Annotated in this window: 17 protein-coding genes and 1 other annotated feature; of the genes, 3 read left to right on the top strand and 14 right to left on the bottom strand. The window is 35.4% G+C overall.

Features of this window, described 5'->3' with window-relative positions:
* Positions 1-274: 274 nt before the first annotated feature.
* The 6 genes from BKP35_RS12645 to sppA form a co-directional block, all read right to left on the bottom strand.
* Positions 275-1264: a class I SAM-dependent methyltransferase gene (locus tag BKP35_RS12645; RefSeq protein ID WP_071313721.1), complete on the bottom strand. Its 990-nt coding sequence runs from the start codon at positions 1262-1264 to the stop codon at positions 275-277.
* Between the two features lie 377 nt (positions 1265-1641).
* The gene (gene tpx, locus BKP35_RS12640) at positions 1642-2142 is read right to left on the bottom strand and encodes a thiol peroxidase (RefSeq protein ID WP_071313720.1); all 501 of its coding nucleotides are present in this window, start codon (positions 2140-2142) and stop codon (positions 1642-1644) included.
* A 299-nt stretch (positions 2143-2441) separates the two neighbouring features.
* The gene (gene ytfJ / locus BKP35_RS12635) at positions 2442-2906 is read right to left on the bottom strand and encodes a GerW family sporulation protein (RefSeq protein ID WP_071313719.1); all 465 of its coding nucleotides are present in this window, start codon (positions 2904-2906) and stop codon (positions 2442-2444) included.
* A 13-nt stretch (positions 2907-2919) separates the two neighbouring features.
* Positions 2920-3594 (bottom strand): DUF2953 domain-containing protein, encoded by a 675-nt coding sequence (locus BKP35_RS12630; RefSeq protein WP_071313718.1) that lies wholly within the window; start codon positions 3592-3594, stop codon positions 2920-2922.
* 355 nt (positions 3595-3949) lie between these two features.
* Positions 3950-4459: an RDD family protein gene (locus BKP35_RS12625; protein ID WP_245741963.1), complete on the bottom strand. Its 510-nt coding sequence runs from the start codon at positions 4457-4459 to the stop codon at positions 3950-3952.
* Positions 4460-4469: 10 nt separating this feature from the next.
* On the bottom strand, positions 4470-5474 hold the full coding sequence (gene sppA, locus BKP35_RS12620) for a signal peptide peptidase SppA (protein ID WP_071313716.1): 1005 nt from the start codon (positions 5472-5474) through the stop codon (positions 4470-4472).
* A 221-nt stretch (positions 5475-5695) separates the two neighbouring features.
* On the opposite strand from sppA, the gene BKP35_RS12615 reads away from it, so the two are divergent.
* Positions 5696-6496 (top strand): NAD kinase, encoded by an 801-nt coding sequence (locus tag BKP35_RS12615; protein ID WP_071313715.1) that lies wholly within the window; start codon positions 5696-5698, stop codon positions 6494-6496.
* A gap of 276 nt (positions 6497-6772) precedes the next feature.
* Here BKP35_RS12615 and mbcS read toward each other — a convergent pair whose 3' ends face one another.
* The 7 genes from mbcS to BKP35_RS12580 form a co-directional block, all read right to left on the bottom strand.
* Positions 6773-8359, bottom strand: a complete 1587-nt coding sequence (gene mbcS, locus BKP35_RS12610) for an acyl-CoA synthetase MbcS (RefSeq protein WP_071313714.1) — start codon at positions 8357-8359, stop codon at positions 6773-6775.
* Positions 8360-8604: 245 nt separating this feature from the next.
* Entirely contained in the window at positions 8605-8808 is a 204-nt protein-coding gene (locus tag BKP35_RS12605; RefSeq protein ID WP_071313713.1) for an alpha/beta-type small acid-soluble spore protein, read from the bottom strand.
* A gap of 87 nt (positions 8809-8895) precedes the next feature.
* On the bottom strand, positions 8896-10101 hold the full coding sequence (gene thiI / locus BKP35_RS12600) for a tRNA uracil 4-sulfurtransferase ThiI (protein ID WP_071313712.1): 1206 nt from the start codon (positions 10099-10101) through the stop codon (positions 8896-8898).
* 5 nt (positions 10102-10106) lie between these two features.
* Complete coding sequence (locus BKP35_RS12595) at positions 10107-11252, bottom strand: cysteine desulfurase family protein (RefSeq protein WP_071313711.1); 1146 nt, start codon at positions 11250-11252, stop codon at positions 10107-10109.
* Between the two features lie 117 nt (positions 11253-11369).
* Positions 11370-13064 (bottom strand): septation ring formation regulator EzrA, encoded by a 1695-nt coding sequence (ezrA, locus tag BKP35_RS12590; RefSeq protein ID WP_071313710.1) that lies wholly within the window; start codon positions 13062-13064, stop codon positions 11370-11372.
* 384 nt (positions 13065-13448) lie between these two features.
* Complete coding sequence (gene refZ, locus BKP35_RS12585; RefSeq protein WP_245741962.1) at positions 13449-14108, bottom strand: forespore capture DNA-binding protein RefZ; 660 nt, start codon at positions 14106-14108, stop codon at positions 13449-13451.
* 884 nt (positions 14109-14992) lie between these two features.
* A complete protein-coding gene (locus tag BKP35_RS12580) occupies positions 14993-16843 on the bottom strand; it encodes a sensor domain-containing diguanylate cyclase (RefSeq protein ID WP_245741961.1) in 1851 nt (616 codons plus the stop codon).
* 644 nt (positions 16844-17487) lie between these two features.
* Between BKP35_RS12580 and rpsD the strand changes: the two genes are divergently transcribed.
* Entirely contained in the window at positions 17488-18090 is a 603-nt protein-coding gene (gene rpsD / locus BKP35_RS12575) for a 30S ribosomal protein S4 (RefSeq protein ID WP_071313709.1), read from the top strand.
* 291 nt (positions 18091-18381) lie between these two features.
* Here rpsD and tyrS read toward each other — a convergent pair whose 3' ends face one another.
* Entirely contained in the window at positions 18382-19638 is a 1257-nt protein-coding gene (tyrS, locus tag BKP35_RS12570) for a tyrosine--tRNA ligase (RefSeq protein ID WP_071313708.1), read from the bottom strand.
* Between the two features lie 159 nt (positions 19639-19797).
* Positions 19798-20061: a binding site (T-box leader), on the bottom strand.
* A 138-nt stretch (positions 20062-20199) separates the two neighbouring features.
* Between tyrS and BKP35_RS12565 the strand changes: the two genes are divergently transcribed.
* Positions 20200-23115: a transglycosylase domain-containing protein gene (locus tag BKP35_RS12565; protein WP_071313707.1), complete on the top strand. Its 2916-nt coding sequence runs from the start codon at positions 20200-20202 to the stop codon at positions 23113-23115.
* Positions 23116-23162 lie beyond the last annotated feature (47 nt).

The raw sequence follows: 23162 nt of genomic DNA, 5'->3' as shown, positions 1-23162 counted from the left end.
ATAGTAAAAACCCCTTAGTGTCTGACACCTTTCGTGGACAATTTGCCATTTTGTCCGTGTGGTGTGGACAAATTATGCTCGTTCATTTTAGCTTACCAAGAGACCGAGTTATTTATTTACTTAAAATCTGGTAAGTATGACGGGGACCCAGTCACCATCCAAACTGTAAAATTAATGGGAGGGCGTAGTCTAACCAATAAAATAAACAACAAACCAACCGTTTTTCCAAACAAAAAGAGCTTTTACCTCCAAAGGCTACTCACTCTTTTAGAATTTATTCTGTTAAGTGTGCATCAAACCATTGATTAATACTTTTAATCATTTCCGTTAAAGCTTGTTTATTTGAAAATGATGGTAATTCACTTAAAAGTGCTTGGTTAGGAGCTTTTATATTTTCTCCTTTTTTCCTAATAATAAATATACTTTTTGCATGTTTTTCTTCTTTAAACATCGACTTCGGTAATTGAAGTAAACCATAAATATGAGCTTGTTCCTTTAGATATGTATGAAGTTGCTTCGCTTGATCAGATTCGAACATAAAATTAGGAATCATAAAGATTAAAAATCCGCCTGACTTCGTATAATTTAATGATTGTTCGATCATCAAGTGATGCGTGTACGACATCCCCTCTTTAGCTTTTAATTCATATTTATTGGCCACTTCTTCATTTGGATAGTACCCGATTGGCAAATCAGCAACAATTATATCTACAGGGTCAATAAATATTTCCGTTAAACTATCTTGATGGAAAAATTCTATATGATGTTGCTGCAAATTCGCACTAACATAGCCTAACTGAAGCAACGTTTCATCAGGCTCAATCGCAAAACTGGAAACATGTTTATTTGCTTGGTTTAAAATGGCTGTTAATAAGTTCCCTGACCCTACAGCCGGGTCTAAAATACGAAAACTTTCCTTTGTCTCCGTTAATTTATTAACTAAATAACTTATGAAAATGGCAACGGCATCTGGTGTCATTGCATGATGTGGTTGAGTAGCTTCTTTCATACCTTTTAAAATCGCTAATTGAAAGGCTTTTCGAATTTGTTCTTTAGATAATTTTTCTAGTTCTACATTTTCTAACGCGTTTTTTATTTTCTTTTTACATATTTCGCTCAACGGTTTTGAAACTTCATTTTCAAAAAGACATTCCCCGGCAAAAACTAAAGATTCTAAATAAGTGAGCTCACTTTCATTTTGAATGATCTGTGCACTCTCATCCAAGTTCGAAAATAAAACTTCAAAGTTATCGTTATTTTCCAAAATACTTCCTCTCCTTTCTCAACTTCTCATTCTATCATCTTTTATTCCTTTATGAGTAGAAAGTTATACATTCAATGGTGAAAACAATAACCACAAACAATCACATGCCGTTAATCAGTCAACATCTCATGTGGAAAAGGCGGGTGCTTTCCCTCACTTCACCTTGACCTTCTGACGAATTTCAGACGTTCGTTCGCAAAAGCACCTACCTTTTTTCATACAAAATCTTAATAACGATTTATCGATACCCTCTAACTTAACATGTAAAAGTAAGTGTTTTCCTTACCAACTAACCACAAACCAACTAACAAACAAAAAAAGCGCAAAACTTCTTAAAGCTTTGCGCCCCCATTATATGGTTTAACGATCTTCCAATATTAAGCTAATTGCTTGGCTGCCGCTAGTGCTGCTTCGTAATCTGGATGGTTTGTCGCTTCAGAAACATATTCTACGTACGCCACTTCACCTTGTTGATTGATAACAAATACTGCTCGAGCTAGTAGTCGTAATTCTTCTATAACAAGGCCGTACGCTTTTCCAAATGATAAATCTCGGTGATCTGATAATGTTTGAACTTTATCAATCCCTGCAGCACCACACCAACGTTTTTGTGCGAATGGTAAATCAACACTTATTGTTAAAACACTTACTCCATCAAGGCTGGCAGCCTCTTCATTAAACCTTCTCGTTTGTGCATCACAAACTCCTGTATCTAAAGAAGGAACAACACTTATGATTGTAACGTTCCCTTTAATATTTTCTACAGTAAATGGAGATAAGTCATTTGCTAAAACAGAAAAATCAGGTGCTACATCACCTACTTTTAGTTCTTTCCCTAATATTGTTACTGGGTTCCCCTTAAATGTTATATTAGCCATTCCAAAATTCCTCCTTATTTTTTAAACATGAATATAGTGTTAATATAGTTAAAAAATAATAAATATTCAAGAAATATGCTTATAAGAAAAGCGCAAGTGCCTTGGTCACGAGCGAAAGGCACTGGAAGGCCTTTGACAGAAGCCGCTTTTTGGCTTCCAAATCGTGCTCCTGCGGTTACTCGTCGCAAAACTTGCACTGTAGCAATATCAGTGAAGTGTCTTGGAGCTAGACAATAAAAAAAGCCAGTACCTTTAAGAGATCTCTCAAGATCTTCTTAAAGATACTGACTAATTTATACTTATAAATTTAAATCATTTTTTGGTGGAGGCGTTGTTGTCGTATTCATCTGCCCTGCTTGGTTTTGGTTTTGGTTTTGATTTTTATTTCCATTAATCATTTGTTGAATTTTCTCGACAACTTGAGGAGCAAAATCCATTAATTTTTCATAAAGGTGAGTGTTCTCATCTAAGTGAACCATTTTTACCCCTGTTGAATTAACAATTAAAAATGCGATTGGGGTTATTGAAACACCGCCACCACTACCACCACCAAAAGGGTGGTCTGTTTCTTTCGTTTCACCAGGCTTATCTACTACGAACTGGCTTCCCCCAGCAGCAAAGCCAAAACCTACTTTAGAAACGGGAATAATAACACTACCATCGGGAGTTTCCACCGGATCTCCGACAATGGTATTTACATCAACCATTTCTTTTATATTTTCCATTGCTGTTTTCATTAAGCCTTGAATTGGATGTTCTGACATAAAGTATACCCTCCTAACTTTGAATACCGTTCTGCTCATACAAATTTTCACTAACAAACTTTGGTCTTTTCTTCCAATGTTTGAGGATTTGTAATGCTGCGACTATAGCATGCCCTAGCCGAAAGGAAAACATACACGAAACTTCCGTATGAGATGTAAGTTGCTGAAAAGTTGGTTGAACTTCAATAATCGGTTCTGCTTTCAATTTCATATAATGAGAAACTACCCCTAAAGTGCTTCCTTTAATTCCCCAAACAGAGCCTACTAATGTTCCTGTAGCAGCTGCTTCACCAACCCCAAAACGGCTTTTCCATGAAAAATGATGAATGGAAATCTTTCTTAAAAAGCGTTTTACAATTTTATGAAAACCAATAACATGGCGTAAAAAATCTTTTATTTTTCGAATATCACGAATAATAATTTCCGGGGTAATTTTTTTCGTTTTTTCATTATCACTAACTGCCGAATGTTGTTCCTCTTCTACTATAATTGACGCTGAATTTTCATCTACTTTTAAGACGGGGACACTAACTTTATATGATGCCAAGCCAAAAAAGGTGGATATTTTTACGTTTAATTCATCATTATCTTGATCATGAAAATAAGTTAAATTTACTTTTAATTTTGCAAACGGAAGCAATATGAGAAAAGACGTTATTGATATTACTACCCACCAAATCCAATGCATGTCAAAATCTCCCTTCTCTCACCATTATCACCCCGGATAAATGAAAATAAACAATGTAAACTTAAAAAAGTAGAATGTACGAAGCATCAGCTCCCTCATTCTACTTGAGAATTTCGTTATTACCGAAATTTACCACTTCACACTGTATGTAGTTGCCAACGATTTAACGAACTACACATAGTTACTTAATGGCAAAAATATCGAATGATGAAATTCATTAACTTGAGTGAATTTCATCATTACCCAAAACGAGCCACATCTCACAATATATAGTTTGCGAATGGTTTTGACGCAACTATATATTGATCTTAGTGGCGAGAATCATGAATGATGAAATTCATTAACTTACATAAATTTATATTTCTTCATGAATGACATACGTTTCGCCAACCATATCATGTAGGCCTTGCTTTTCTTTTTGAAAGGCAACAATTAGATATAGTGTGTACGTTATTGTAAATGCTTGTAAAATATAGCGACCAATAACTTCACGAAAAACAACTGACGACCACGTCAACGCGCCCTCTTTCTTATTTATTACCTTTAGACCAAAGACTCTTTTCCCTATCGTTTGACCCCATTTTTTTGTTAATAGGACAAAGTATAGAAATGTAATCATAGCGATCAACAGCGCCTCGAGCGTCATAAAAGTAAAATTTATCTCTCTAATATTAGTCACCGCTACTAACGGAGTCACTATAATCCCGTTAATACTAGCAACGATCACTAAATCTAACAAGTACGCCCAAAACCTCATCCAAAAACCGGCAAATTTATATTTCTTTTCTTCTACAATGATTGATTCAGTTTTTTCATTTTCGTCTTGGTTAAATTGCTCTTCTTTATTCGTTTTTTCATCCATCATTTTTCACCACCTAATCTGCCTTATATAAATACATTAAAGTTGGTGAATTCGTTTGACGAACGAGTTGATTTAACCCAAGTGGATCTTGATGACGTGACATCAGATTTTGCGTTGTCATCGTTAAAAAAGATGGGAAACTAAAACGTGCCTCGTATTTCACGACATCGATTTCTCCTCGGCCAATTTCTTCACGCATAACATCAATTGCTTGATCTAAATTTCCTAACTCATCGACGAGGCCTAATTCCACGGCTTGTTTACCTGAATAAATTCTTCCATCAGCAATTGTTATTACTTTCTCTCTTTCCATCTGGCGACCGTTACTAATGACATCGACAAAAGACTCATAAGAATCATCAATAATAGATTGTAAAATTTGTCTTTCTTCGTCTGTCATTTCACGCATCGGAGACATTATATCTTTATGTACACCACTTTTTATCGTTTCAGATCGAATCCCGTATTTTTCAGCTAGTTCACTAATATTAATACTTTGCATAATGACACCCAGTGAGCCAGTAATTGTTGCTTCGTTAGCAAATATTTTATCGGCTGGTGCCGCTATATAATATCCTCCAGATGCCGCCAAACTTGCCATTGAAACGTATACAGGTTTACGAAATTCTTCTTGTATTTCTACAATTAAATCATGGATTTCAGCACTTTCTACGACACCACCACCCGGTGAATTAACTCTTATAATAATACCATCGACAAGATGATCTTCACTTGCATGACGTAACTTCGATATAAAATTTCTGTGGTTATACGTAACTGTTTCAAAGAGAGAAGGTGCATCATACCGCTCTTGAATAACACCATTTACATTTAATACAACAATTTTCCCTTGACCATTTCCCTTTTCAACTTTTTTCTCGACCCAAACATCCTCTTCATCAACTGCAAATAAACCTGTCCATTGTCCAGTGGCAGTTGAGCTGATAGCACTTATTCCAATTGAAAAAAGGAAAAGTGCAAATGCTAAACCAAGCGCAATCCACCGTTTACTGCTCATAAAAAACAACTCCTTTTCTTTTTTAAAATTAATGAATTTCGTAATTCATTATTCTCGCCACAAAGATCAATATATAGTTGCGTGAAGTGGCTCATTTTTGGTAATTATGAAATTCACTCAAATGATTAAATAAAATAAGCAGGATTTTCCTAAAATAATAAAGAAATAATAGTGATAGTATGACCAAACCTTGTACAACTTAAGATGAAGGAGAGATGAAAATGGCTGATCGTAGAAATGTTTTTTTATATTACCATCCAACAAACGAAGTAGAAGAAAAATTAGCTCCCCTAATTGAGGTAGCAAAACAATATAACTTCGATATCGTTTCCAACTACCAAGAAGCAAACATCATTATTAGTATAGGCGGAGATGGTACGTTTTTACAAGCACTTCGTAAAACCGAATTTCAAGAAGATTGTTTATACTTAGGAATTAATACTGGAGATCATATTGGGTTTTATACTGATTTCACACTCAACGATATCGATTCTATCGTCGCAGCAATGAAAAATGAACAAGTGGAAGTAAGAAAAAACAACCTCATCGAAGTCAGTGTTAATGGCGAAAAACCTTTTTATTGTTTCAATGAATGCTCTATCCGCTCAAACGTTATTCGAACATTTGTCATTGATGTATACATCGATGATATGCATTTTGAAACTTTCCGCGGAGACGGATTAATCGCCTCTACACCTACCGGTAGTACGGCTTATAATAAATCTCTCGGTGGCGCTGTCGTTGACCCTCGACTAAAAGCGATCCAATTAACAGAAATATCATCACTTAATAATAACGAATATCGAACTCTCGGAGCACCTTTAATTTTGAGTGGTGATAGCACTCTTACATTAAAAGTCGTTCAAGATGGAAATGATCATCCAATTATCGGTGCAGATAACGAAGCATTAAGCATCAGACATTGCCACGATATAAAAGTAAACATAGCAGATAAACAAGTAAAAATGTTAAAACTAAAAGACAACTCCTTCTTCCAAAGAGTCCAAAAAACCTTTTTGTAAGGAAGAAAAGCGGAGGCGCCTTGGGTAGGTCCGAAAAAAACTGGAGGACATCACTAAAAAGGCGCTTTTTACCTTTTCTAGTGATGTCTGAAGTTTTCGAGGACCTAGACGCCGCAGCTGGACAAAGAAAAGCGGAGGCGCCTCCGTAACAAAAAAGCAGACTAACACTTAAAAGTGCCGTCTGCTTTTTATTTATAAGTTTTCATAATGCTTATTTAGCCACATTAGGTATGTTAATGTAGCTATTTTATTGGTATTATGAATTTACTCATTCAATTAGCTTTTTAATGCTTGCTCTTGTTCTTTCTTTCTTAATTCCACACGACGAATTTTTCCTGAAATTGTTTTTGGTAGATCACTAACAAAATCTACTTTACGTGGATACTTGTAAGGAGCTGTTAACGTTTTAACATGCTCTTGAAGTTCCTTAATTAGAGTTTCTCCTGCGATATCAGGATTTCTTAACACAATAAACGCTTTTACGACATTACCACGTACTTCGTCAGGACTAGCAACAACTGCACACTCTTTAACAGCTGGGTGCTTTGTTAATGCATCTTCTACTTCAAATGGCCCAATTGTATACCCTGAGCTAATGATGATGTCATCATTACGTCCTTCAAACCAGAAATATCCGTCTTCATCCATTTTTGCTTGGTCACCTGTTACGTAGTAATCACCACGGAACGCCATCGCAGTTTTTTCTGGATCTTTATAATACTTTTTAAATAAAGCTGGTGCATCTTTATGAACGGCAATATCACCAACTTCACCTTGAGCAACAGGTTTGCCATCTTCATTAATGATCGCTACTTCATTACCAGGAGTTGGTTTCCCCATAGAACCTGCTTTAATTTCCATTCCTAAAAGTGTTCCTACTAAAAGTGTGTTTTCTGTTTGACCGTAACCATCACGGACATCTACATTGAATTCACGCTTAAACGTGTCAATTACTTCACGGTTTAGTGGCTCACCAGCCGATACTGAACTTCTTAATTTAGATAGGTTATAGTCACTAATATTATCTACCTTTGCCATTAAGCGATATTCTGTAGGTGTACAACATAATACATTTACATCGTTGTCTTGTAAGAGTTGTAAATATTTATTCGGGTCAAATTTACCTTGGTAAACGAGTGCAGTAGCCCCTAAGCCTAAAATTGATAGGAACGGACTCCAAATCCACTTTTGCCAACCTGGACCTGCAGTAGCCCAAACTACATCTCCTTCTTTTACATCTAACCACATTTTTGAAGCAACTTCGATATGAGCAAATCCCCAACCATGTGTATGTACAACACCTTTAGGGTTACCGGTTGTTCCTGATGTATAAGATAAAAAGGCCATGTCATCACGAGTTGTCTTCGCACATTCAAATTCTTTACTTTGCTCATTAGCAAGCTCGTCAAGTCTTAAATAACCATCAACATTGTCACCTACAACAAATTTATAAGCTAAAGTAGGAATGTCTTCGTTAATATTATCAACTTCCGATACATAAAGGTGGTAAGAAATAATTGCTTTTGCTTCCCCATGGTTAATTCTATATGCTAAATCTTTTGCTCTTAGCATTTCAGAACAAGGGATAACAACGATTCCAGCTTTTAAACATGCAAAATACGTAATGTAAGCTTCAATACTTCTTGGAAGCAGAACGAGCACTCGCTCACCTTCTTCGATGCCTTGAGCTTTTAAAGCGCTTGCAAACTGGTTCGCTCTTGCAGTTAGTTCTGAGTATGTGATGGAACTTTCCTCACCTTGCTCAGTTAAAAATTTTACTGCTAAACGATCTACTTTAGTAAACTTTTCGAACTCTTGCGAAATGTTGTATGTCTCCGGAGCAATTAATTGGTTTCGATCCATATTCTTCTCCCCCTCAATAAATTAGTACAATTCCTATTATACAGAATATAATGATTTTTTTGAATATTATTTTTTAGAAAAATTAAATTTTTTTAAAAAATACATGAAACCCGATTATCTATATTAATATTATGAAAAATCTTATATAGTTTTGGCTCGTTAAAGACGCTACTGCAAAATAATTTATCCCCAAAATAAATAGAGAGGTGACATAATTGTCACCTCTCACAGCCATTTTTATTTAATTATTGTTGTTGCCCACCCATTTGCTGCTCAGCCATTTGAACTAAGCGCTTAGTAATCTCACCACCAACAGATCCGTTAGCGCGAGAAGTTGCATCTGGTCCTAATTGAACTCCAAACTCAGAAGCGATCTCATATTTCATTTGATCTAGAGCTTGTTGTACACCAGGTACTACTAATTGGTTTGAACTATTGTTGTTTGGCACTGTATCTCACCTCCTTTGTAAACATATGATGTGTACTTAGGGATGAATCAATACTTCTTTTTTCTTGGTAATTTCAAGAAAAATCAACTACAATAATTCGTCGAATTGCTCTTCCACTTTTTTGCCTGGAATAATATCAATCACTTCAATATTTTCTACTGCTTCATTGACTAACGCCTCAATGTTTAACTTTTCTTCAAACTTATTAGCTTTTTCTCGTTGTGGCTTTGTTTTCGTTTCAGGTGGTAAAAAGATCGTACAGCAGTCTTCATAAGGAAGAATTGAAAGGTCATAAGTGCCAATCTTTTTAGCTACATCAATGACTTCGAGCTTATCCATCGTTACTAACGGACGGATGATCGGCATATTCGTTACTTCATTTATAGTATGCATGCTATGCAATGTTTGGCTAGCAACTTGTCCTAAACTTTCACCATTTGCAATTGCAAATGCTTTTTGTCTACTTGCAATTTCTTCACTTATGCGAAGCATCATTCTACGCATAATCGTCATTGTATAGTTTGCCGGTATTACTTTATGAATTTCCATTTGTGTTTTTGTAAAAGGAACGACATGAAGCCGAATTTTCCCACCATATTCAGTTAAAACTTTCGTTAAATCAATGACTTTTTGCTTCGCTCGTTCATTTGTATATGGAGGGCTATGGAAGTGAATCGCTTCGATTTTTACTCCACGCTTCATTGCTAAATACCCAGCCACAGGACTATCAATCCCACCAGATAGCATTAAGACTACTTTTCCACCTGTCCCTACCGGCAAGCCACCAGATCCTTTATATACAGCACATGTAATGTACGTATCTGTTTCTCGAACTTCGACTTTTACTTCGATATCCGGATTATGTACATCTACTTTCAATTGTTCTGTATTTCTTAAAATAAAGCTCCCCACTTCATAGTTTAACGTACTAGAACTTATAGGAAATCCTTTATTAGCACGTTTGGCAGAAACTTTAAACGTCTTTTTACCTTCGAGTATTTCATGAACTGCCCTAAGTGCTCCTTCACGAATTTTATCAAGGTCGTTTTCAACTTTAACCGCTAAACTAAACGAGTGAATCCCGAAAATTTTTGAAAGCTTATCGGCGATTTGCGTATGATCTTCACCATTTAGTTGAATAAACATTCTTCCAAATGTGCGTTCAATTTTTACATTTGGAAATGATTTAAGCGCGATTTTAATGTTCTCTTGTAAACGTCTTTCAAATGTAGAGCGATTTTTTCCTTTTAATGCTAACTCAGCGTAGCGAATAACAATATGATTATAGTTCATTTTTATTACCTCATTACTTCTTTTAATTGTAAAACTGTTTTTTTCAAAGCTGAAATAAAAGCGTCAACTTCCTCTATTGTATTATGATACGAAAAGCTTGCTCTTATTGCAGATTGTGCACGTTCTTCTCCTAAACCAGCTTCCATAAGCACTCTACTTGGCTCAGCTAATTTTGATGAGCAAGCTGATTTTGTCGATACATACATTTGCTGTTCTCCTAATGATTGAATAATAACCTCTGGTTTCAATGTCGGCAGTGAAAAATTTACGATATGCGGAGCTGCCGCTTCTTTAATAGGACTATTTAAAATAACTCCTTCTACCTCGTTAAGTGACTTTATAAAATAATCACGAAGTTGTTCGAGGTGACTTTTATTTTGAACATACTTCTCCATCGACATTCTTAACGCTTTAGCCAGACCGATAACCCCTGGAATATTTTCTGTTCCAGCTCTTAAATTATGTTCTTGTACACCACCAGTGAATAAAGAAAATAACTTTATACCTTCACGGACATACAGTACTCCCGTTCCTTTCGGGCCATGGAATTTATGGCCAGAGATTGTACATAAATCGATATGACAATGTTGCAAAGAAAGTGGTACTTTACTTATTCCTTGTACGTGATCAACATGAAAATAGGCCTTCGGGTACTTTTTAACAATATCTCCTATTTCTTTAATAGGTTGAATGGAACCTAGCTCATTGTTCACATGAATTACCGAAACAAGAATCGTGTCCTCGCGAAGAGAGCTTTTTAATTGCTCTAAAGATATAATTCCAAACTGATCAACATCTAAATATGTCACTTCAAAGCCTAGATTTTCTAGTTGCTGAAATGCTTCATAGTTAGAAGCATGTTCTATTTTTGTTGTGATTAGATGTTTTCCCCGACTTTGGTGTTGTAATGCCGTTCCTTTGATTGCTAAATTATTTCCTTCTGTTCCACCAGAAGTAAAAACAATTTCTTTTTTATTGGCTTGTAGAAGTTTAGCAATTTGATCTCTCCCTTGATCCAAAAGCTTTTCTGCTTCTTTCCCTAACGTATGTAAAGATGAGGGGTTACCAAAAAAAGCTTCTGAAACTTTCTGGTAAGTCTCAATGACTTCTTTATAAGGTTTTGTTGTGGCACTATTATCAAAGTAAATCATCACTAAACTCCTTTTTATTACCTTACTTGTACTTCTTTAGTGTCTAAAATATAATATCATAACTATTTTAGGAATTAAATAGCATCACAAATAACTTAAAAAGGCTTAGCACAATTGCTAAACCTTTTCTAAAGAATAAGAATTAATTTTTTCTACGACATTAGGATCGACTTGCTCGATGGCATTATAGGCAGTTTGTAGGGCTTCCTCATATTCGTATATACGAAAAAGTTCTTCTGCCTTTTGTAGTTCATTATGAATAAACGAATAACTACTTCTAAAACGGTTTCCGTATTGAATGACTCGCTCTGCAGCTAATGCTTGTTCAATCGTAAAAGTTATTATACCATGCATATCATTTACACTTTGTAACGCCTCTTCGATTGACGAGTTAACGTCCTCAATAACAAGGGGGATTTGCTCCATTTTCTCATTAGCAGCGACTAGACTAGTTTCTGCCTCTTCCATTTTAATGAGAAGTGAATGAGGAAGTCCTGGGATATTACTTTTTTTAATTAACCGTTGCCCTTCACGAACTTTCCCTTTTAACTCGTTTAATGTTTCTCTAGCCTTTAGTTCTTCTTTACGTAATGTATTTAAACTTTCTTTACATTCATCTAAAGTGCTACGTCGTTCTGCTAATTCTTCGGTAAATTGTTCGATCGCCTTTTTTATCGTTATATAAGATTGTTTTTTATTAGCTATACAATCGTCGATCACTTTTAATTTATTCGCTAATTCCTTCATTTGCTTTTCTAACTTCAAATGAAGTTTTATTTCCTCTTCAGGAATATGATAGCTCAATTTAACGGTTTCAACTTCTGTTTTTAATTCAATCATTTCGTTTTCGAATAAGGACATTTCATCTTTTATTGTTGGAATTTCGGTAATAACGTACTGCTTAGCTAAAACTTCTTGTTCGAGAGTATCATATATTTGGTCAATCTCTTTAAACATGTCGCCAATTGGTATCGCCGCCGCTTCGATTTTTCCTTCCTCAAGAAACGGTAACATTTTGTGTAATTGTTTTTTTAAGTTTCGAATATCATTTTTAAAAGAGAAATGCTCAAGGATATATCCATCTTCTTCCATTTCTCTAATTCCTTGTGAAATTTCTTCTATCTGTGAAGGAATTTCACTTTCTATGTGTACGAGTAGTTTGGGTACTTCGTCCATCTTCCACTTTTCATGGGAAATTTCTTCTTTCATCACCATCAAAATTTCTCGAGCTTCGAAGTAGTTTCCTTCTTTTGTGGCAGTTTCAAACTCTTGAAACGTTTGCTCAATTTCCTTCATTTTGGTCTCAAAGGCAAAGGCGGTCGTTCCTAATGTGCCTTTATTTTGTGAGTAATATGTTTTTAAATCTTTAAAAAGGGAACGTATTTCGTCAATTTGCTCTCGATTATCTTCCTCGCTATGTATTAACAAATTAATCTCATCCATCATTTCTTGAAGACTAACTTCAATATCGTTCAACTCGTTTGCAATATCGCTTGCTAAGGTTTTCGCTTTGCCAAATCTATATTTATTTGCCGCTTCCTCAACATCAAACAATTTTTCTTCGAGATCAGGCAGTCTTAACGTAATAATTTCATCCCATTTATTACGCCAACTTTCAAATTTACTCTCTGTTTCACCAGACATATTAAGTCCTTTAATTTTTGCAATTTCATCTGTGATAGGTTTGTTCATTATTTGAATTTTCCATGCTTCAAGGCGGTCTACCTCATTGTATATCCTTTTTCTTGATAAGGCGCCATATATAATAATAGCTAAAAAAACTACTAAAACTCCGTAAATAAAAAACTTCATTCTAATGCCCCTTCCTGCTTCCCTAAGTTGTTTATGTAAAAAAACTATAATATTTTTATTATTATAATAATTCAATGAATTCCATAATTCATTATTCTCGCTACTTAGATCAATATATAGTTGCGTGATGTGGCTCATTTTGGGTAATTATGAAATTCACTCAATTAGTATAAATTTAGGCTATTTTATAAGGCTGTTTTCGTAAAAGAAAACAACCTTTTTACTTTAAAAAAATATAATATTTTTCGATATTAACATGATACCATGAATAAACAAATTTTGACTTATTTTTTTACTTTTTCTACAAAAAAAATCAAAAGATAATGCTTTCCTTAATTCCTATCTCTATTTTAAAAGGAATTAGGTTGGACATACCTTTCGACCTTATTTATTCGAAACTATTTTATTAAGTTTTAGTTCTTCACTTTCACTAATATCGTTATATAAAAATTCGCTTAGCCATCGCTCGATATGCTTAATATACTTTTGTACAAAATATTCTTCATGCGGTTGCAGGTGGTAGACTTCTCTAATGTACTGCGGTTGTGAATAGGGCATCGTTAACAAAGCTCGTAATTGGATGACAACGAAGTCGCAGGATAATTGCCTAAACTCTTTTTTCTTCATTCCCGCTTCAACAAGTGCTTTCACAAAATGCTTTTCTTTCATTAGATAGGTCATCATCAGTTCTCTTACTAACGTAGAATCTAAGGTTACTTCCCGATGAACAAATCTTGCCAGATGGTGATTTTTTTGTTGATATTTAAGTAAGTCGGTTACGATTGTATAAAGACAGCTTTTCGCACTAACTAATTCTAACTTTTTATAACTCTCTTCGACGATGTTAGTATAGTTTTCTAAGAAATCAATCATTAACTGCTCTAGAAGACCTTGTTTATTACCGAAATAATAAGAAATTAGCGCTCCATTCACCCCTGCTTCATTTGCAATAGCGCGTACTGAAGTACCGCTATACCCTCTTACATTAAATAAAGATACAGCTGCATCCATCACTTTACGTTTTGTTTTTTCACCTTTATCCACTGTAGAAATCCCTCCTTTTAAAAATTCGTTTTTAAAAACCACAAGTCCAATTAGCTAACGAACGACAAAATAATAACTAAACAAATTTTACATACAAAACGAGATTATTCGTCATCATCTAGAATGTAATAAATTGGAGATGGATTTTCTTTAACTTCGCTGTGACCTTCTATCGAATCTCAGAGGCTCGTGAAAGAAAATCCACCTCCAAGTATCTATTTGCATACAAAACCTCATGACGATTTACGTCACCGTCTAATTGAAAAAAGCGGGTGCTTTCCCTCACTTCACCTTGACCTTCTAACGAACCTCAAACATTCGTTGGCAAATCATCCGCCTTTTTTCTTACAAAACGCGTATAACAAAACTTCATCATCATCTAATATGGAAAAGTAAGGAAAAGTCGTAACCTAACCAACTGTCCACAATCCAACTAACCAACTATCTAACTAATTAATTATAAAACATCTAACTCCTGCCTTTTCTTCTCGACATATAGTAAAAAAAGTTCTACATTAACTGATATAACCCTACTTTAAAACTCACTATATAAATCGAAGTTTGTTAACTTTAACCGAATTATCAGTTTTTTTGTCTAACCATCAAACAAACTGCTAACTAACCAACAAAAAAAGTAATGGCTCGAATTGGATTTTCACTTCCAAATCTTAAGCCACTACTCTTATTAAAAGGCGCTTCCGCTTTTCTTAAAAAAATAAGAAGTTAATTATTTTGAACTTAGAAAGGTGTCTAGCTTCAGCGCCTAGCCCTTCGATCGTTTCGATCCACCGATGTTTATCAACTCGGAGATGCGTCTCAAGAGGAGATAAACCAGCGTTGGCTCTCCAACGCTTTTCAGGGCTGCCCAAGCCGCTTCCGCTTTTCTACATATAGCATGTATTTTCGTCAAAAACTACGACTATATTTTTTCCTGTTCGTTTTGCGGTATATAATGCTTGGTCTGCATGATTAAATAATGTTTTTAACGATTTATCTTTATCAACTTGCTTCCACTCAGAGACACCACAAGATACGGTCACTCGAGGACTCGTTTCTTGGGCTACTTTTTCACGAATACGCTCCGCAACCGTTACACCGACTTCTTGATCAACTTTCGATAAATAAACAGCGAGTTCTTCCCCACCCCATCTTGCTGCAATATCAGAGGTTTTAATATTTTTCTTTATTACATTTGCGACTTGAATAATAATATCGTCACCAACTTGGTGGCCGTATATGTCGTTAATTTGTTTGAAATTATCAATATCAATTAATATAAAACAACCATAAGCATCTTGGTTCATCGACTGTTGAACTTTTTCATCTAAATAATTTCTCGCATATAGTCTCGTTAAGTGATCAGTGATCACTAGTTTTTCTAATTCTTCATGAAGCATCGAATTCGTAAATGCTAACGTCGAATGATGAATTAAAGACTGCAAAAGCTTGAACTTGTTAAAGGAGAAATAATATGCATGTTCATGAACGATCATTACCGCGCCCTTCAATTCACCACTTTGAATCATCGGAACAGCGATAAAAGAGCGGTAAGGCTTTAATAAATGAGGCTCATTTGAAGCAAGGTCACCAATAAACAACGCATCTTTATCTTTTTTAATTCGGTCGCAAAAAGCTTTTATATCCGATAAATTCGTGTCTTTGAAAAAAAAGCTTGTGCTTCCTTCAATAACTTCTATATCTCCATTCGGCCGAAACATAAAAAAGCCAATTTCCTGAGCGCTAAAAGATGATTTAATTTGCTGGGTCATATAACTAATCGTTTCCGAAAGCCTCAGATTAGAATTTAATTGATGGGAGGTTTTATTAATGAGTTGAAGATCTTCAACGAGTTGCCTAGACTGTTGATAAAGTTCAGCATTTTCTATTGCGTTTCCTCCTGTATCTGCTAACACTTCAATAAAATCAATTTCATGCTGAGGAAATACGAAAGAATTTGTCGCCATTATTTTTAAAACCCCGTAAACACCTTGCTTTCCTCTTAAAGGTGCGTAAACGACCGATTTTCTATCTTCTATTATGTCTTCTATTTGGATTTTCCCAGTTAAATAGGCATTAGTCGCAGCATCATTCCTTTGACCATTACTGTAACACAATTGTTTAATCGGTAATTCTTCACTGACATCCCACTCATGTGATAATAAAATAGTAATATCAAATGATGGAAATACTTGCTTTAGAGCATCAATAATTTCAGCTAAAATTGCACTAACATCCATAGATGAATGGAACTTTTTGGTCACTTGTAGTAAAAGTTCTTTTAGCTTCTGTTCAATGGTTTCATTTTTTTTATAAAAATCATACTGTTGTTTACACTCTATATACTTCGCTGTCATAACAATCGATTGTCTAAAGCCAAGTAATAAAGTACGAACAGTTTCTCTGCTTGCTTCATCAACTGCTAATATAGCACCAAAATATCCTTCCCAATCACCATTACCACCTTGTAATGTGATAGGAATAGCATCTACTAAATAATCATTATCTTCAAAAGGTAGTTGATCAGCAACTAACTTTTCAGGTAGTTGATAAACGAGTTCAATTACTCCAGGGAGGTAGCCACCTATCTCACGCATTGTAATCATTTGCCCTTGATTATTTGCTAAAAAAAATATCGCAGACGGATATTTCTTTTCGAACAATTCGTCTAAATCAAATGACATATAAAATAGTTTAGAAAAATTTATATTTGATTTTGTTTCTTTCGCTTTAATCACTCATTTTCACCACCAATCATAACAACTACCGTATCCTTTAATTATAGTAAAGTCAGCTTAATATTACTATAAAAAATTACCATCTACCTACTTAAGACAAGTTTATACCATCTACACTATAATAAAGTTTGAATGAATTTAATTATACATTCTTTTCCTTGCAACAAAAGTCTAACTTTATTACTATTGTATGAAAATTTTTAGTGAACTGACTAGACAAATTATACATTCAATCTTTTTGTTAATTTTTGTTCATATTTTAATGAATTTCTTAATTCAATATCATCGCCATTAAGTAACTATATCTAGTTGCGTTAAGTCGGTCGCAACTACATATAGTTTGATATGGCTCGATTTAGGTAATTATGAAATTCACTCATTTAGTAATTATACTTGAAACCTTGACTTCGTTTATAAAAAAACATATACTATAATTTGTGTAAAATAAAGACAGCCAAGGTAAACTTCAACTGACACTCTTCTCATTTTATACCTCTTAAACTGCGGCTGAAACTTTTTGAGGTGCATTGTGTAACTTCTAGCTGTCGAAGCGAAAGTGCATGAATATAAAATGAGCTTTTGAAGGGATTGCCAAAACTGTTGTTATTTTATCAAAATCTAAAATAACAAAGGAGGAGTCATTCATGGCTCGTTATACAGGTCCATCTTGGAAATTATCACGTCGTTTAGGAGTATCACTAAGCGGCACAGGAAAAGAATTACAAAAACGTCCTTACGCACCAGGACAACACGGTCCTACTCAAAGAAAGAAATTATCTGAATACGGAATTCAACTTCAAGAGAAGCAAAAACTTCGTCATATGTATGGAATTAATGAGCGTCAATTCCGTCGCATGTTCGATGATGCTGGCAAAATGCCTGGTATCCACGGTGAAAACTTCATGATTTTACTTGAATCTCGTTTAGATAACTTAGTTTACCGTATGGGATTAGCTCGTACTCGTCGTGGAGCTCGTCAATTAGTAAATCACGGTCACGTTATGGTTGACGGTGGACGTGTTGACATTCCATCATACCGCGTAAAACCTGGTCAAACGATCAGCCTTCGCGAAAAATCTCAAAACATTACAGTAGTAAAAGAAGCAGTAGAAGTAAACAACTTCGTACCTGCTTACATCGAGTTTGACGCTGAAAAACTTGAAGGTACTTACACTCGCTTACCTGAGCGTTCAGAATTACCTGCAGAAGTTACAGAAGCTCTAATCGTTGAATTCTACTCACGTTAATAGGAAAAGCGGAAGGCGCCGCCTATCGGTGACAACCACTGGAAGGCCTGCACGTAGCGGTCAGCTCTTAGACCGCAAGGCGTGCTCCTGCGGTTACTCGTCGCAAAGCTACAGTGAAGTAATTCAAGGTAGTAGCTTGACTGAAGTGGTCGAACCGATGGTGCCTGAAGCTAGACAAAAAAAGCCACGCGAAAGCGTGGCTTTTTTTGTGTTGAGTGTTGAGTTGTTTGGAAGTGATGCTTAGTAGCACTACTTTCAGTAAACTCAAAACTCTTCACTCATAACTCATAACTAGTATTTAATCAAAAAATACTTCTTCTTTCCTCGGCGTATGATCGTAAACTGATCTTCGATACGGTCTTCTTTTGTAATTACTTTGTCGAGTTCAGTTGTACGGACGCCATTAACGTAAATTGCACCGTTTTGAATGTCCTCTCGTCCTTGGCGTTTCGAGGAAGAGATTTTCGAAGCAACTAAAAGCTCTAATAAATTAATTTCATCTTCTGCACATTGATATGAAGGAACATCTTTAAATCCTTGTTTAATTTCAGTGGCATTTAATGCAGCGATATCTCCACTAAATAAAGCCTCAGATATACGAATAGCTTGGCTTAATGCTTCTTCTCCATGAATTAACTTTGTTACTTCTTCAGCAAGTTTTCGTTGCGCACTTCTTTTTTCTGGAGCAGTTCTCACCTCTTCCTCTAAAGCATTAATTTCTTCATGTGCTAAGAAAGTAAAGTACTTCAAGAACTTAACAACATCACGATCATCTGTATTGATGAAAAATTGGTATAACTCATAAGGTGATGTTTTCTCTTCGTCTAACCAAATCGCACCGCCTTCTGTTTTACCGAACTTTGTACCATCGCTTTTTGTGACGAGCGGTATTGTAAAACCAAAAGCCTTCGCTTCTTCCGTCGTTGATTTACGAATTAACTCAAGCCCTGCAGTAATATTTCCCCACTGATCACTTCCACCAATTTGTAAACGACAATTTTCCTTCTCAAATAGTTTTAAGAAGTCATAAGACTGTAGAATCATATAACTAAATTCTGTAAAGGAAATTCCAGACTGAATGCGAGATTCTACAGAGTCTTTTGCCAACATATAGTTAATCCCAAAGTTTTTACCTACATCTCTTAAAAATGAGATCACATCTAATTTGCCGATCCAATCGTAATTATTAACGATTTGTGCAGCATTTTCCCCATCAAAGTCTAAAAAGCGAGATAGTTGACCTTTAATACGATTACTAAATTGAATAACAATTTCTTTTTCATTTAAAGTACGTTCAGCTTTTTTGCCACTCGGATCACCAATTAATCCAGTCGCACCTCCAACTAAAGCTAAAGGCTTATTACCTGCTAATTGGAAACGTCTTAACGTTAATACTGTTAATAAATGACCTATGTGTAAACTGTCTGCGGTTGGATCAAACCCACAATATAAAGTTAATTGACCTTCTTCTAACTGTTTTTGTAATCCTTCAAAATCTGTTACTTGATTAATCAAGCCACGATATTCTAAATCCTTTAATAAATCCATCTTTTTTCTCTCCTATTCTTTATGTTTAATTTGATGCTTTTACATCGAATGACTACCATCTCACCACCTAAGATGAAATTTGGGCGAGGGTCCTAACCAACTAGCCACTAACCCACAAACCACAAACCATCTTTTCCACACAAAAAAAGCCCATCCCATAAAAGGGACGAACTTTAAAGTCGCGGTACCACCCTTGTTGAAAGTATAAATTGTACTTTCCACCTCGAGAAATATAACGGTTTTACCGTCCTTTGCTACTTTTCCCTAAAAAGATACAGTGTTTGAGAAAACAGCCTTTTAAATATTGTTCACAAAGGAAGCTCTTGGAAGTAATTCATAAGCAAGTGTGTATTGGTTTGCAGCAACCACCAACTTTCTGAAACAGGGAAATGCTTACTACTATTGTCCATTCATAGCTTTGTCTTATTTAATTTATTGCATTATACAATTTTTATCAAAAAATAACAACGTTGTCAAACTAATCTTTTTAACTTTCATACATATCCATTAATCGACAATGTATGCTATAATATTTTTGATCATTTAGGAGGTAATTTATCTATGACTAATAAGCGATCTAACCGTCGATTTTCGATAAATAATATTGTTAATTATTTAAATGGAAAAAAATTATTTAAAAGTTTTCGTATCACTTACCAAGTAGTTTGGAATTTATTATTAATATTTTTTATCGGGCTAATTTCTTTAATGCTGTTTGTCGGTGCAGCAGGCGCAGGCTATTTTGCATCACTTGTGATGGACGAGCCGATTCGTAATAAAGAAGATATGAGAATGGATATTTATAATTACGAAGAAGTTTCAGAAATTTACTTTGCAAATAATGTCTTTTTAGGTGATCTTCCCTCTGATATAGAAAGAAGGGAAATTAACCTTGAAGATATATCACAAAACTTAATTAATGCAATTATTGCTACAGAGGATGAGTATTTCTTTGAACACGATGGCATTGTCCCTAAAGCGATTTTGCGCGCAACTTACCAAGAATTTTCCAATGCATCTGTCCAAACAGGTGGAAGTACATTAACACAACAATTAATTAAAAATCAAATTTTAACGAGTGAAGTATCGTTCGACCGTAAAGCAGCAGAAATTTTATTAGCATTGCGTCTTGAAAACTTTTTTGAAAAAGAAGAGATATTAGAAGCGTATTTAAATGTTGTTACATTCGGTAGAAATGCAAATGGTCGTAATATTGCAGGTATTCAAGCTGCAGCACAAGGGATTTTCGGTGTAGATGCTAGTGATTTGTCGATACCACAAGCTGCATACATTGCTGGGTTACCTCAAAGTCCATTTGGTTATACTCCTTTCTTATCTCAAGGCCGTGGTGTAAAAGAAAATTTAGAACCATCGTTAAATCGGATGAGAACTGTTTTAAATCGTATGAGAGATAAAGGCTATATCACTGAGACAGAATTTAATGAGGCACTTAATTATGATATTCGTGCAAATTTAACTGAACCTACTCAAACAACATTAGAAGAGTATCCATTTTTATTAGATGAAGTACAACGTAGAGCGATTGAAGTCTTATCAAAACAAATGATGGAACATGATGGAATTGTTATTGATGAAATTGAGGATGCTGAAAAAAGTGCGGCAACGTTACGTGAGTATCGTGAAACTGCTCGCCGTGACTTACGAAGGAATGGTTATGAAATCCATACAACCATTAATAAAGATATTTATGATGCACATCAAGAAGTCGTAACAGATCATAGTTTATTTGGTGGTGTAAATGATTTAGGTGAGCCTGAAGAAGTGGGAGCAGTCCTACTTGATAATCGAACAGGAGCCATTATTTCGTTTGTAGGTGGTCGAGATTATTGGCGTGAACAAACGAACCATGCGACAAGAAATCCGTTTCGTTCCAATGGCTCAACAATGAAATCTATTCTTGCCTTTGCTCCTGCTATTGAGGTAGGTACCGTACAACCAGGGTTTATACTCGCAGACACACCAATGAATTACAAAAATGATCCTAGCAGACAAATTACAAACTGGGATAATGAGCATTTAGGATTAATGACAGCTCGCGAAGCACTGCAACGTTCTCGTAACGTTCCTGCCGTTAGAGCATTTAACCGAGTACCGCATGATTTTGCTAGAGAATCACTTGAAAAAATGGGCTTTAACTTAGTTGGCGGTGAGCCGTATGAACCAGCTGCGATTGGAGGAATTGCCAACGGTCCTTCTGTTGAATTGAATACGAGCGCTTATAGTATTTTTGCTAATGAAGGAAAGTTAAAACCATCCTACATGATTGAAAAAATCGTCTCAAAAGATGGAGAAGTCATTTATGAACATGAACATACAGAAGTTGAGGTTTTCTCACCTCAAACTGCTTATTTAACTCTTGATATGCTACGTGATGTCCAAGTGTCTCCTGGTACAGCGTCAGGGCTGCCTGGAAGGTTAAATTTCCGAACTGATTTAGCCGGGAAAACTGGTACATCAAGCTTCACTCATGATGCATGGTATGTAGGGTTCAACCCGAATTTTTCAATGGGGGTTTGGATCGGATACGATACACAACGGACGCTACAAGGGCGTACCGGTCCACGAACCCAAGGAATTTGGGCAGCACTCGCCAATGCAGCCTATGATATTGACCCTGAATTTATAGGCACCGATGAATCATTTAAGATGCCTAGCGGAATTGTAAGACAATCATTTTGTGGTATTTCCGGGTTACTACCATCAGACCTTTGTCGTGAAGCTGGTTTAGTACAAACAGACTTATTTATTTCAAAATTTGTACCGACAAAAGTCGATGACAGCTTAGAGAGAGTTGACTTTGTCATGCTTAGTGGAAAACCTTATCGTGCTCTTGAAAGTTCACCTCGTGAATTTACAAAAGAGGGTATTGCGATAAAAAGTGAGTATTTTGATGAAGATGAAAATATATTTGACTTTCTTCCTGATCATTGGGAAAAGCTTATCCCTGACCGTGAGCCAGAAGATAACGGTAAAACACCTGAACAAATTACTAATGTAACTATTAATGATAATTATCTTTCATGGAATGAACATGAAGATGAGGACATTATCGGCTATCGAATTTACGGTGCACCAACTGGAACTGATGTTTATACCGTAATTAAGACTATTACATCAGATGAAGAACTCTCTATGAATCTACATTCTCGTCCGTATGCCTATAAAGTTACTGCTGTTGATGTAGTAGGTCGTGAGTCTGAACCTTCGCCAGTTGTTTATAACGGAGATTGGCAAGACCCAATAGAAGAGGAAGAAGACACTGAAGGCGATAATGAAAAGAAGAAAGAAGATGACGAGGACGAAGATAAACCTCCAAGTGACGGAGAAGACAACAACAATGGTGATGACAATGAAAATGGTGATGGGGAGATAATCCCTGATCCATTAAATGATGACCTTACATTTTTAAGAGAAAATCAAAAGAACCTTCACCTTGTAGTTAGTTTACAAGCATAAATTAAAACAACATTAGAAGAGGGTGTCCTGAAAGTGTTAGTTCACCA

The sequence above is a fragment of the Anaerobacillus arseniciselenatis genome, assembly GCF_001865995.1.
Lineage (GTDB): Bacteria > Bacillota > Bacilli > Bacillales > Anaerobacillaceae > Anaerobacillus > Anaerobacillus arseniciselenatis.
This window is presented reverse-complemented; position numbering and strand designations above follow the sequence as displayed.